The sequence below is a fragment of the Bacteroides intestinalis DSM 17393 genome (assembly GCF_000172175.1).
Lineage (GTDB): Bacteria > Bacteroidota > Bacteroidia > Bacteroidales > Bacteroidaceae > Bacteroides > Bacteroides intestinalis.
Map to the genome: position 1 here is coordinate 3,167,940 of NZ_ABJL02000008.1, position 14,059 is coordinate 3,181,998.

6 protein-coding genes are annotated in these 14,059 nt (G+C 50.1%); 1 reads left to right on the forward strand and 5 read right to left on the reverse strand.

Going from position 1 to position 14,059, the window contains the following annotated elements; translation table 11 throughout:
- Positions 1–9: 9 nt before the first annotated feature.
- Genes BACINT_RS22120 through BACINT_RS22130 form a run of 3 tightly spaced genes read right to left on the reverse strand, consistent with a single transcriptional unit; the run spans position 10 to position 5,608 of the window.
- Complete coding sequence (locus BACINT_RS22120) at positions 10–1,407, reverse strand: sialate O-acetylesterase (RefSeq protein WP_007667431.1); 1,398 nt, start codon at positions 1,405–1,407, stop codon at positions 10–12.
- A 3-nt stretch (positions 1,408–1,410) separates the two neighbouring features.
- Positions 1,411–2,703 carry a glycoside hydrolase family 71/99-like protein gene (locus BACINT_RS22125; RefSeq protein WP_007667433.1) on the reverse strand — a complete coding sequence of 431 codons (1,293 nt, stop codon included), beginning with the start codon at positions 2,701–2,703 and terminating at the stop codon, positions 1,411–1,413.
- 52 nt (positions 2,704–2,755) lie between these two features.
- Positions 2,756–5,608, reverse strand: coding sequence for a glycoside hydrolase family 2 protein (locus BACINT_RS22130; protein WP_232288781.1), 2,853 nt, complete (start codon positions 5,606–5,608; stop codon positions 2,756–2,758).
- 274 nt (positions 5,609–5,882) lie between these two features.
- Between BACINT_RS22130 and BACINT_RS22135 the strand changes: the two genes are divergently transcribed.
- Positions 5,883–7,361 carry a sialate O-acetylesterase gene (locus tag BACINT_RS22135; RefSeq protein WP_044155165.1) on the forward strand — a complete coding sequence of 493 codons (1,479 nt, stop codon included), beginning with the start codon at positions 5,883–5,885 and terminating at the stop codon, positions 7,359–7,361.
- 335 nt (positions 7,362–7,696) lie between these two features.
- Here the strand turns inward: BACINT_RS22135 and BACINT_RS22140 are convergent, their stop codons facing one another.
- Entirely contained in the window at positions 7,697–10,519 is a 2,823-nt protein-coding gene (locus BACINT_RS22140) for a glycosyl hydrolase family 28-related protein (RefSeq protein ID WP_007667440.1), read from the reverse strand.
- Positions 10,503–13,913, reverse strand: a complete 3,411-nt coding sequence (locus BACINT_RS22145; protein ID WP_007667441.1) for a PA14 domain-containing protein — start codon at positions 13,911–13,913, stop codon at positions 10,503–10,505. Before BACINT_RS22145 ends, BACINT_RS22140 begins: the two co-directional genes overlap by 17 nt.
- Positions 13,914–14,059: the final 146 nt, after the last annotated feature.

Below are 14,059 nucleotides of genomic sequence, written 5' to 3' on the forward strand. Positions count from 1 at the left end.
ATTCCCTTATTACCAGTTATCTGTTCTGAATGAAGATGCCGGAAGACCGGACATATTATAAAGGCAACCCTTTATATAATCCTTAAAAGCATAACGCACCGCGACAGGTTGTTCCACTTCCGGGCTTGAGACAATAACCGTTTGCGCATCTTTACCAAAACGTGCATGGGCGGGATGAAATACTCTATCCTCGCCGGCTACTTCAAAACCATTCAAGGGTTGCCGATAAGTAGTCAGCCCTTTGCCCATTTCATCAAACGACAAGATAATCTTGTTGCCCTCCGTCTGCATAGATTTATACAACGGCCCTGTTACCGGAAAGCCCTTCTTACCATAAGTACGCCCCAAGGCCAGATAAGCAAACCGATTGCCCACCGTTTCTTTCTCCATAGGGTGGATAGTGCGGTCATCGCCAACATCCGTCAGCACAACCATACCCGAAGAAGGAATAAGATGAAGGCATTTCACTTGTGCTTCACGCAGGTAAGCCGAATTCTTGCCTTTCCCCTCTCCTTTATTATAATTGAACGGAGCAATCTGGGCATAGTAGAAGGGGAATTCCCCTATTCCCCATTGTTTGCGCCAGTCGCTCACCAATGAGGGAAACAACTGCGTATATAAATCAGGTGCGTCCACATTTGCTTCCCCCTGATACCATAAACATCCCCGAATGCCATATCCGACCACAGGACTCAACATTCCATTATAAAGAATAGAAGCATTATGCACATCCGGCAAGTCTTTGTAAGGCGCCACACCTTCTTTACTCATCCAGGCTTCCACCCGTGAGCCTCCATAACTGGCATGGATAATGCCTACGGGAATACCCAACACCTGATTTAGTTTACGTGCAAAAAAGTATCCCGCAGCCGAAAACTCGGGAACTGTCTCCGATGAAGCTTCCTGCCACCCACCTTTACAATCAGTCAACGGTTCTGAGGTCATTTTGCTTCCTACTGTAAACATACGTATTCCGGGATTTCCTGAAGTCACAATCACATCCAACGAGCCTATCACCGGATCACTGTAACGACCGCCTACACGCATATCCATATTAGACTGACCGGAACAGAGCCAGACCTCACCAATCAATATATCATTAATTTGTACCGTCTCGCCGTCACTCACCTCAATGTGGTAGGGACCGCCATATGCCGATGTTTCCACTTTTACTTTCCAGCTACCCGATTCATCAGTCGTTACTGTGTATTTTTTGTTATTCCACGAAGTCCTTATAGTAACCTTCTGCTGTTTCCGGTCACTGTTTCCCCAAATGGCAACTGAACTTTGTTGCTGCAACACCATCCCATCCGAGAAAAAGGACGGTAATGTTATTCGTGCCTGTACCCCGCCCGCCCAAAGCAAGAAAGATACAACCAGGACTATTATAAAGCAAGATCGTTTCATTAGTTATTTTCTTACGGGCATCTTAAACGTCAGTGGAATCTCTTTCCTGAGCATGCGGGCAGCCTCGCCTGTCAGCCACAGATAATGGTCGGAAGGCTGCCCGTCCATATCAATAAACTTGGCCACATCACTAACCGGATGGTCTCCCGTACATTTAAAGATGGCGGTTCCCTCATCCACTTCATCAAACATGGCTACATAAATCATCTCGGCGCCCGCCAACATTGCAGTAGAAAGCTGTTGCCAATAGAAGCGTCCTCCCTGACGGGGAATACTGCCAACAGGCTTCACGTCATCCGGGAATTCCAGTTTGCTAAGATTGTGCCAACTGAATCCGGGAGTTACGGCAGGAACATAATCTACGCCATTCTCCTTACACCAACGGATATCTTCAATCACCAAGTCACGGAAGCGGTCCATGTCGTTATGCAACAAAGGAGAAAAACGCTGGACAGTCCATGGCAGAACTATATCCGCTTTCTTAATCACTGTATGCAGATAGGGGTCATTGATACAATCAGCCTCCAGAGTACGCCAGAAAGTAGGAACACCCAACATCACCGTGCAACCACCATAAACAGGATCATTCTGCAAGAAGTTAATCAAACGGTCTAAACCGATGTTCCTGATATTATAAGGGCGGTCGGGAAAACCAACTCCCCATATAGCTACCACGGGCTTTCCATTATGATGCAGATAAGTCTTTTTCCCCGCCTGATTCGTTACCTTCTGATTGTCTACCAGCCTTTTCCAGTCTTCCATAATCAGGGAACAGTCTTCACCTGACTTTTTCAACCCGGACAAATCATACATGACAGCTATGGCGCGGTCATACTTTGAAGCAGCTTCCAAGGCATTCGCTAAAATACGGTTCGGTACCGAGTTTTGCTGGTCTCCACGGGTGTAGCTAAAAAAGCGTTGCACAAATACTCCATCTACCCCATACTCCTTCATCCACTTGAAGTGCAGGTCGACAGTAGACTTGTCCGCTGAACTGAATACACGTGCCTTTCTTCCATCGGCATGCCGGAAAGACGTCTCATAGGTCTTTTCATATTCACTCACATCGGGCCATGCATCAATAGTGCAATGTTTCTCATCAAATAGCTTTCCGGCCCCATAATGGCCATAGCCTTGATTGGTTCCATCCTGCGGGCCGCGAAACCAACCTTGGTATCCTGCCATAATCAATCCTTTGTAACTTGGATAAGAAGTTTCCTGAGAATGTTTGGGGCTGGCATAAGTCAACATGCTCATGCCGAGGATGCCCAAAGTAACGAATAACTTATTCTTCATAATTCACTTTAATATATCTGTTATTAAAAAAACGTTCTACCTATCTCTTTAATCAATCTGTGGGGCCATCCATCAGTAAATCATGCTCCTTTTTCTTTGTATTCCCGTTCTGCGTATCCGCTTTGTCCACCTCAATACCCATTACCTTGAACAGGGATTTCCAGAAAGCACTTGTTTCCTTCGTCCACAAGCGATAGTCGATAACGGAAAGAACCATATTTACATTTCCGAAAGCGTATGTGGCGAGGGCCGCTCCTTCCGGTTTCTTCAAGGCTTCGTACAGAACCACCTGTGCACACTTCCAGTGTTCGGGCGTGTTGTTGAACAAAGTCCAGTCCGTACGTGAGGCACTGAACACGGTGTTTCCTTTTTCTATCAGTTCTCCGGTCATGCCATGTTTCAGGATATAGCGGTCGCCGTCCATTTCACCGAAATAGAGGTCGGGGAGTTCAAAGTAGCTTCCCCAAGCGGTATTCTTATTGGTTTCGAGGGCGGATGCACGACGGTCTGTCAGCTTCACATCTTCCGGCAACCATTTACAGAAGGCATCACTCAACTTACTGCCGGAACTCAAGGCAAGCAGCATACCGCCCTTTTTCTGCCATTTCTTCAGCACGGGCTGAAGCTTCTGCAAGTCTTCCGCCGTCACGTTTTCGATATCAATAATCCAGAGATTGGCTTTTTGGGGAGTATCGATCAGGGATACACCAACTTTCGCAAGGAAATCAAGCAGTTCCGGCCGGACGGTGCCAAGCATATAGGCAGCCTTGTAGAGCGGCAGGGGCATTTCGGGCTTTGCCGGATGCTTCACTTCTTTGTAAGGTGCCCATGTGCCGCCTTTCAATGCAGCCTGCAAGGCTTTGAACATAGGCAACGGTTTGTATAGAGGAAGTTGTGGGTCGAGCCCCGGATTGAAAGTGGTGACGTAGGGCGGCACGCGCTCATACTGATAGCCCGGCTTGCCTTCTTCGTAGAGTTTTCCGGCAAAGACGCCGTCCGTCATGTCTGGCAGGCGGTTGAAGTCATGGTAGCCCAGGTTCATGTGTTCCAGTCCGAACCAGCAGACTTCCGAAGGTGAGTAATAAGAAAGGTATGGAAGGGCCATCTGCTTCACATTCTGATATACATCTATTGCCAAGGCTTCGCTGCGGCCTTCGTAAGACAAGAAAGCCCGTTCGCCGATAAAGGGGTAGAGCTGGATGGGGCGTCCGTAGTAGGTGGCGCCCGACTCGCCGACAATCAGGGGTTTATTCAGGTCCTTGGGCAGGTCTTCCAGTTTCAGGCCATGCGAGAAGTGCTTGCTCCACACGGGCAGGCGTCCGTCCATATCGCGGTCGCCGTCCAATGTGATAAAGTCACGGGTGGAATCGATTTTTTTGGCACTCAACGTCAGTTCCACTAACTTGTCATCCCAAACGGCGGCCACTTCTTTCGTCGGCTTGTTGAGCAAGGCGATGGCGAAGGTTTCATTTCCGGCACTCCAACCGATGACGGAAGGATGGTTCCGGTCGCGCAGAATCAGTCTTTTCAGATGCTCGTGCGAACGCTGCCAGGTGAGGTCTTCTTCAAAGTTCAGGCGGATGGAGCTGCCGAACAAGGCGGTTTCATCCAATACCATCAGACCCATTTCGTCTGCCAGGTCGTAGTACACCCGCGGCCAGGGCTGTGCATGTGGACGGACGGCATTGCCTCCGAAGTCCTTTATCATCTGATACCACGCATACGCAAAACGCCGCGAACAGATATAGGCACTGAAGGGATGCTGAATATCTCCGAAGCACTGTATCTTCTTGCCGTTCAACTGAAACTCATCGCCCACCAGCTTGAGCTGGCGCCAGCCGAAGCGGGTGGCTTTACAGTCGTACGTCTGCTTCTTGTCGCCGAGGCTTAGTAATAAGGTATATAGGTTGGGGGTATCCGGAGTCCAGTATTTCAAGTTATTGTCCACCTTCTGGCGCACGGTGACGGTCTTGCTTTCGCCTGCGCGGAGGGTTATCGGTTCGGAGGGGATGGTGAGAGCGGTCTCGCCCAGACTCCAGTTTATTTCGGGAGCGGTCAGCACGTCTTTGCCGGCATGGTTCACCCATTCCTTGACTACGCCGTTCAGGGCAATCTTCTTATTCTTGGAAGAGAGATTGGTCAGGGCAATCTCCAAAACCAGTTTATTCCGGTCTACCCAGGGCTGCACGAATACATCTGTTATCCGCACTTCGGGCACTCCGAACAGATAGACATCCTGCCAGATGCCAATCAAATCATCGGTGTTGGAACCTGTGGGGTAAATGGCACCCATCTTCGTATATACAGGGTGCGATTTATCGAACAACTTGGTGTGGCGTACACCGACCAGCAGTTCATTGTCGGCATCACGGTTTACGTAATCGGAAATATCGGCATTGAAAGGAAGGTGCGAATCGAAGTTATGGCAGACTTCTTTGCCATTCACAAGCACCACGCAGTCTCCGGCAACGGCTTCAAAATGAAGCAAGAGGCGTTTCCCGTTCCAGCCGGCAGGCACGCGGAAGTTCTTACGCAGCCAGCCCATACGGGTGTGCTTCCAATTGTCCGGATAGCTTGGGTAGTAAACGGAGCTGGGCGTGTAGGGATTTCGTGTACCTTCGCCTACGTTGCTGCCTCTTCCCCAGTCGTTCACATTGATGGCGGAAGGTATTTTTATCTTCACCGTTTCCCATTTGTCAGCTTGGGGGGCGGGTAGTTCTGGGGCTATCCCCGTACCGCCTTTCCAGGAAGAAGGAACAGGCACACATTGCAATTCCCAATATCCGTTCAGGCAGACTTCATCACGATAAGGTTTTTCTTGTGGAGTAATCAGCCCTTCAGTCGGTGAAAAGTCACGGGGAAATATTACTTTTTGAGCTTTTGTAATCGCTATCCCAAAGAACAAAAGAAAAATATTTAGTAAAGTAAATTTTAAGAACGCACTATCATTCATAATTATTAGATTATAATTTTATGATGGCAAAGTAAGTCCCATGCACTTAAATTATTACCCCATCTACAATTAATTACATATTAAAATCATCTTAAAAACCACTTTTTAAAGTTTATTAAACCAGATATTGGATGCAATTAAGACAAAATTAAGCGAAAGGTAACACCCCGGACTTACTTTTGCATGTAGTTTATAGCTCTCTAATTTAACTACTAATAAAAACATCATGAAAAAATTATCCTTAAACTGTATGAATGAAAATTCATCATTGCACTTTCCGCTTCTTCTGATAGCACTCCTGCTTTTCTCAATCTCCGCAGAAGCCAAAGTAAAACTCCCCGCCGTGCTTGCCGACAACATGGTGCTGCAACAGCAAACCGACGTCAAACTCTGGGGACAGGCGCAACCCAAAGCCACCCTGATCGTTAAGACCTCCTGGAACAACAAAACGTATAAGGCGACAGCCGACAATCAAGGTAAATGGGAACTAAGCGTCGCCACTCCCCCCGCCGGAGGTCCCTACGAAATAACCTTCAATGACGGCGAACCGCTCACCCTAAGGAATATACTGATAGGTGAAGTATGGTTCTGCTCCGGACAGTCGAACATGGAAATGCCCATGGGCGGCTTCGACCGTCAACCGGCGCAAGGCACCAACGACATCATAGCCAAAGCCAAAGCATCCACTCCCATCCGCATTTATAATACAGACTCCAAAGACGGAAGATGGATACGCCAGTCCAGCAAGACCCCGCAGGAGGATTGCCTGGGAGAATGGCTGGAGAACACTCCGGAAAACGTGTCACATACCAGTGCGGCGGCTTACTACTTCGCCCGGTACATCCAGGAAGTGCTGGACGTTCCGGTCGGCATCATTATCTCCACCCTCGGCGGTTCCAAAGTGGAGGCATGGATGAGCCGGGAAGCCATATCCCCGTTCAAGAGCATCGACCTCTCCATTCTCGACAACGACGAAAAGATAAAGAACCTCACCAATACTCCCTGTGTGCTCTACAACGCCAAGATTGCCCCTTTCCTCAACTTTGCCATCAAGGGCTTCCTCTGGTATCAGGGAGAAAGCAACCGTGACAATGCCGATTTATACAAAGACCTGATGCCTGCCTTCGTCAAAGACCTGCGCAGCAAATGGAACCGAGGTGAGTTTCCGTTCTATTTCGTGGAGATAGCTCCTTTCAATTACGAAGGTGCCGACGGGACTTCCGCCGCCCGCATGCGCGAAGTGCAGTTGCAGAACATGAAGGATATTCCAAACAGCGGCATGGTGACTACCCTGGACATAGGCCATCCCGTCTTCATCCATCCCATGGACAAAGAGACCGTAGGTAACCGCCTGGCACTTTGGGCACTGGCGCAAACGTACGGACGCAAGGGATTCGGCTATGCAACTCCCATCTATAAATCAATGGAAATATCGGGAAACAAGATATATATTAATGTAGAGAACGCGCAACGGGGACTTTGCCCCATGTGGACTTCGCTCGAAGGATTCGAGATAGCCGGTGAAGACAAGGTTTTCTATCCGGCTTTTGCAGAAATAGAAACTAGTACCACCCGCCTAGCGGTATCGAGTGACAAAGTGCCGCACCCGATAGCCGTGCGCTATGCTTACAAGAATTATACGACGGCAAGTGTATTCAATATCTACGGTCTGCCGTTGGCTCCTTTCCGTACCGATAATTGGTAAGAGCTATGAAAAGATAATTCGGGAAATCAAAACGGTAAGAAATTATTCGAAAAAGAAAGGAATGAATAATAAAACGGACTAATATTTTACGCATATTATCACCATTCCTGGAAAAGATATGTTTTTTTATCATTTTGTATGTAGCATCATCACCATTCGCATTAAGCATTTACAACAGCTGACCTATATCTGTAAACTTGTCGGCATAAGCCGTCCGAGTTACCAATATAGGTCAGTAGTTATTAATACCTAATGGATGGAATGTCTATCCTAATATATAAGTGGTATATTATATCACCATCGATATTATAATAAACAATACTTATCTTCTTTATTTACTTCTTATCAGAACCGTAAATCAGTCCCGTCCCCGCCTTGCTGAACCGGAATCCGGAGACATAATAATTGTTAGTCAGTTCTATTGATTTACCCTGTTCGCCGAGCTTTGCATACCCATCATCTCCGGTAGCCGCCCTTCCCATTCGTTGGGCAAAATAAGAAGTGTACACATGCGCTTTGCCACCTCTTACATCCACGCCCTGACCGGAACGTGTGAAGTTGGCCTGCTGGAACGATACGATACCATTGTTTATTATCGCCCCAAACACAGGACTGCCCCAGAATGCACTGTTGTACAACACCAGTTTGGCATTGGGATGCACCTTGTCCGTGTTCACCTTATCCCCCATGAGGACGTACGACCGAACCGGCTCGTTCGGAATCTGCGTATTGACCAGTTCCGAGTTGATGGCAACTATCTTGGTATCCTTGTCCGCATCTTCCACAAACAGAGAATAAGTACATCCGTCGGAGCCATGTCCTATTACGGTCATCTTGCCCGGATACTTGCCCGTGATGGCATCTTTCAGGAAATGTATTCCATATACCGAACCATAAACAAAGTTATTGAAGATAGTCTGGTTCTTGACGTCCGCAAATTTAAGCGCACTGCAATTAGACTGTACAAAACGCATCATGGATACTCTCGGATAACCCTGTCCGCCTTCCGGAAGTCTTGAACCGTAGTGGGGATTGAGCTGCATGTTGCGGATGAACCCGCCTTCGGCTCCGCCGCCCACCCAGATGCCTGCCCTCAGGGGCACGCCACCCAGATAATCTACATAATGTCCGCTGGTGTCATACGAAGCCAGGTCTATACCTTTGTCGCCCACCGCTATGGTTACGTTGATGATGTACACCTTCGGCCCCTGTCCCTGTATCATGAACGGAGTCTTTCGCGGATTTGCAGCCGTGAAACCATCGGAAGCGATGTTGAGCTGGGCCAGCGTGATGCCCCTGATACCGGCACCGGCCTCGAGCTGTATGAGCGAAGCTCCGCTTTCGCCTGTCGCACCACCGTCATAATTGGTAAACAGGGCCGTACCGCCGCTTTGTGTGTGATGCTGCACATCCCAAGAACCTCTCAGTTCCACTCCCGCAGGAACTTTGATGGGTTGGTCCACCAGATATCTTCCGGCAGGCAAGTATAGCGTACCTCCACCGGCAGCTTTCACGGCATCGAGTGCGGACTGCAACTCGGCCGATACATCCCGGGTGGGGCGATTGTTATTGTAACCCGTTGCCCTTGCCAAGTCTGCTTTCAGCACATTGTCCGATGCAGGTTTCGGATGCACGGCGATATTGGTCTTTATGTTTTTAGGAATCGGGGCGAAAGTGTATTTCTTTCCGGTGATAACCTCCACGTCGGCAGCAGTGCTGTGGTTGTCAATCTGCAATTTGGACTTATAGCCCGAATTAACCGACTTCAGCGTATACGTATCCGCACCCAGGTACACATGTCCGGTGCTCTTCTTGAAGTCGCATTGCGACAGCAGTACATTACCGCTGTTTATCTTCAGGGCATAGTCGGGATATTCATTGAATGTGCAGCTTTCAAACGAAATGACTCCGTCGCGGCCGTCGCTTACGATAGGCCCGTTGAAGTCCACTCCGTTGAATTGCACGGAGGTGCTGAAATCCTTGTAGAAGTACACGGCATTGTCGCCCTCACCGGCGGCAAAGGAAGAGTTGGATATAAGTATGCCGTAGGGGTTGACGTCCTCAACGTACAATCCGTTTCCGCAACCGTCCACGTGCACCTCGTACAACTGGGCGTTCGGCGCATCGGCAAAGCCGGGTTCGCGTCCTATCCATACGCCTGTCTTATAGCCCGATACAAGCAGATCGGACACATATTCCCAGTCCGAACGGTGCATTTGGTATCCCGTGCCGTTCGCCTTGGTGTAGGCCGTCACGTCGGCAAGGGAGGGTGCACCCGGAAGGCCGGACTTGGCCCAGTATTCGGGGCTGATGCGGACATTCTCGATACGGCCGATGTCGGTACATACGTGCACTTCGATGCCTTTGTTGAGAGCGGTCATGTAACTGTCCAGCACATAATGCAGTTCGCTCGGTGCGGAGTTGAAACCGTTGTAAGCATTCACAAGGGTGACGTGCTCTATCGTGGCGCAATCTCCCTGAGTCTGGAAGAGCGTCCACGGATAGGGTTTCACATCCTTGATGTCCTGTTCGGGATACCAGATGGAGAGATTCGTAACTCCGGTACCCGCGTTCATTTCTATGAACCGGTCGGCAATGCTGGTATAGGTAGTGCGCAGCGCATTGCCCGCCTGTCCGTCGTTCCACCAGCTTTCCACGCTTCCGTCGTGATTAGGCGCATCCTTGCCCACACGCACCTCAAGGATGGTTCCGAGCACTTTCCCGTCGTTGGAAGCGGGGTCGGCCCAGTCGCCACGAAGCTGCACACCGGGATGGAGGCGGAGAACGAACTCGAAGTGGAATTTCTTGTTTTCCTCCGAACGCCCCCGACGAACCCTGACGTTCTTGACGCCGACCTGCGTGCTACGGAACTCGTAGTTTCCGGCGGGTATATAGACCACACCGCCGCCATTCTTGTAGGCTGCGTCGATAGCCGCCTGGAAGGCAGCCCGGTTGTCAAATCCCGGCACGGCTTTGGCACCGAACTCAGGGGCAGTCACGACAAAGTCGGATATGGCCCAGTCTTTTGTGGGATAAAGGGTTTTGATACTTTGTTGAATCACTTGCTGCTTTTGCGCCCGCACACAGGCCACATTTGCAGGAAGCACCGTCAAGAGGACCATCATGGCCGCCGTTCCTAACTTAGAAAATGTTTTCATGAGAAGAGTATTTGATATAGTTACATAATATTTTCCTGGCTACTTCTGCAGGCCCGGAGAGGTCGTTCAGATTATCTGCAATGTCCAGTGCAGAGAAGATGATTTTGCCCTTGCCGCAGGGAATGACGCCTACGGCGGTGCCCAACTCGAACGGAGTACTCCGGTAGGAGCCTACCACCAAGTCTTCTCCCTGCACACGGAAACCGAATCTGCGGTCACCGTTCCGCACCACCGACTGGTAGGGCCAGTTCAAGGCAACATCCACCGGAAGGCCGTCGAACAAAGGATGCTTTTTCACGAAATGGATTCCGCCAATCCAGTCTTTCCCTACGTTATAATAACCGTTATAGGCAATATGGGTATAGTCTGCCACGGCCTGCATCCAGGTTTCGGTAGCGCCGAGGAGGATTAATGTTGTTCCGTCATTCTTAACCCGATCGAACAGTTTCTCCGGAGCAATGGCGGTTGCACTCGGCTGCGACCATTTCAGCTGTATCTTGCCCGACTGACGGGTCTGGCGATATACCAGCCGCACTTTTACCGGTTTGCCGGCTTCCATTATCACCGGTCTATCCTGCTTGATGGGGGATTCATTGTAATATTCGTCAATCAGCTGCTGACCGTTGACGTACATGCGTACACCACGGTTCGTTTCAACCCCAAGCAGATACTGGCCGGACTCGGACGGATAGAGTTCCCCTTCCCATACCACAGAGAAAGGCTGATTGGCAGGAACGGAGGCATCGGGTTGCGCACCATCTACAAATGTACGATTAATATCCATATCCGGCTTCACGGAGGCCACAATATTCATGTCTCCCTCGCTGTACCAGGTCACTTTCAGGGTTGAGTTGCCACCCTTGTCCTTGAAATAGGCGGGAGGAATAACCCCCGGTTCGTCCAGCAACGGACGGTTGACAACCAGCCAGTCCAGTTTGCCCTGTCCGGAACTGAAAGCGGGAAGTTCCTTGCCCGTTTCTTTTTTATAGAAAGCGGCCACTTTGTCATCGCCATCTCCATAATAGGCCCCGTTGCCGGACAAATCGGATGCTTGCCAGCCGACGGCAACCACCTCATCATGCCCACGGGCGCATATCTGCCGGTTGTCCGCCTTGATGGCAGCTTCTATGCGGTAGGTACCTTCCTGTGCGTTGACGGGAATCTCCACATTCTCCAGCAACAGCTGTCCGAAGGTTTCACCTCCCTTGAGGTTTACTTTCTCCTCTCTGGTATAAACCACCTTTCCGTCGGGAGCAATCATCTGGATTTCAAGAGTATGATTGCCTTTCAGGTCTTTCTCGTTCACGATATAGAAGTCCACCGCTGCGCTTCCCGGAAGCCGCACCACCTGGTTGCGCGATGCAACGGCCATATACAGAGGCTGGTTATAGTATGCCAGGATGGAGGCATCTCCTTTGGGATTACGATAGATGTCCACAATGCCGGAATGATTGTCGTAAGGCATGGCCTCCCAGCCGTTCACCATGTAGGCATCGCCCAGGTTCTGCATTCTCATGCCTTCGATGCGTCTGCCCTGATGCTCGAATGAGACGTTGCCCATCACCCGCGTCAGAGAATCGAGCGTACCGAAGTGGGGCGCAAGCCCTTTCCGTTGGAAGTAGTCGGTGAAAGCCTTGTACTGGCTCTTCCAGAAAAGGCCGTCCCAACCGGTTTTGCCGCTGTTTGAAATCTGATTGTATATCATCTGGATGCGGGGAGGCGTGGAAATAGCTCCTTCCTCACCGCGCACGTAGATTTCCTTGCGGTTGGTGGTGTACATGATGTTATCTTTAGGGCCTTTGTAGTAACTCTCCACGTAGGTTTCGGGACCTCCGGCACGGTGGTTGTCGAACCAGCCTTTCCGGTACAGCGTCGTATCGAACGGCAACATGTGCGATTTGGAATCTTCTTCCCTATCTTCGCTTCCCGCCCAGCCGGAGGTGAAGGTCATAATTCTACCGGGGTCCACGGCATGAGCCTCGCGCATGTCATTCATTCGCTTGGCAACAAGCTCCTTATCACGTGACAACGGACCGCCAAACTCATTAATCAGATTAAAGATGATAAGACTCGGATGGCTGCGGTCGCGGTGTACCATGCGTTTCAGTTTCTCGTTCACGATGGTACGGATAAACGGGTCGTGATTGGCGGAATGGAACGAACCCGGTTCCTCATAATAAAGTAACCCCAGCTCGTCGGTCTTTTCCAGCACCACGGGACTGCCGATGCAACGGTGGAAGTTCAGCATATTCAAACCCAGCTTCTTGGCGGTGAGGACTTGCTTCTCGGCCATTTCGGGTGTGGCTATCAGTCCCGTAACCGGGAAGTAGCCCCAACTGATGGCGCTTCTCAGCATCACGCGGCGACCGTTCAGGCGCAGCACTGCGTCCGTGCCGACACCTTCCGCAGAGAACCAGCGGAAGCCGAAGTTCTTCTTATCTCGGTCGAGGGTATTCTTGCCTTTCTTTATCTGAATGTTGCAGGTGTAGAGTTCGGGCGTATCGAGGTCCCACAGTTTGGCATCGGACACGCTTACCGGAATCATCATTTCACGCTTTCCCGGAGGAAAAGAGACGTGCTTCAGCAGTTGGCGGAACACGACTTTATCCGGACGGTTCTTCTCGCTTACCGTCAGCTCCACATCTTGCTTCACACTTGATGGGGTTTCGTTGGTAAAGGATATGATGGCGTTCACCTTGGTCGGCTCCGGGGTATTCTGCATATAAATATCGGAAATGAATACGGGGTTCACACTTTCCAGTTTGACACGGCCGATGATGCCGCTGAAGCTTCTGGCAGGAGGGATGTTGTATTCTCCCCACTTCTGTATGTCGAAGTCCTGCCAGTGGAAGTTACCGCCGGGGTTAGTGACGCGTACGGCAAGCAGTTGCTCCGTTCCAGGTTTTGCCTCCTTGGTGATGTCCACGTGGAAAGGAGTCTCACCAATTAGGTCGTAAGCCACGAGCTTGCCGTCGAGGTACACCTCGGCGCGCATCCTGACGGATTCGAAGTAAATAAGGTGGCGTTTATTCGCCTGGTCGGCAGGTATCGTAATCTTGCGATACCACCAGCTTACTCCTTTGAAATCTTCCGGACGGGGATTGTCCGAAGTGGTGAGATACTCCTCTACCGTGCCGGGTACTTCTACGGATACGGCATCGAGGTTATCGTTCAGAGCTTGCCAGCCGCCTGTGGGTGTATTCACAGGCAGCAATGACAGGTCTGTTATCTCGTGGGGAAGGTAAAGGCGGTCGTTCTGCCAACTTGCTTCTTTGTCGAGCCACAGCGACCAGCCGCCTCCCGTCAATGGAAGCGTGTATCTTCCCTCACCCGCATAAGCCGAAACGGCGAAGAGCAGGGAAAAAAGGAAAGCCAAAGGAGAATACTTTTTCATGGATATTGGTATTAAAGGTTTAATAGGTGTTCATCATTAATCAATGATTAGAAACACTTACTGAATCTGTTGACGGAATTAAAGCATTACTGGAGGGTTATGAATGAAATGACAAAAGAATTATTTTTAGACAAAAGAACATATTC

Bases quoted from the DNA above. Each gene is read 5' to 3' on its own strand.
- BACINT_RS22120 (WP_007667431.1), bottom strand. From the start codon at position 1,407: ATGAAACGATCTTGCTTTATAATAGTCCTGGTTGTATCTTTCTTGCTT.
- BACINT_RS22135 (WP_044155165.1), top strand. From the start codon at position 5,883: ATGAAAAAATTATCCTTAAACTGTATGAATGAAAATTCATCATTGCAC.
- BACINT_RS22140 (WP_007667440.1), bottom strand. From the start codon at position 10,519: ATGAAAACATTTTCTAAGTTAGGAACGGCGGCCATGATGGTCCTCTTG.
- BACINT_RS22145 (WP_007667441.1), bottom strand. From the start codon at position 13,913: ATGAAAAAGTATTCTCCTTTGGCTTTCCTTTTTTCCCTGCTCTTCGCC.
- BACINT_RS22125 (WP_007667433.1), bottom strand. From the start codon at position 2,703: ATGAAGAATAAGTTATTCGTTACTTTGGGCATCCTCGGCATGAGCATG.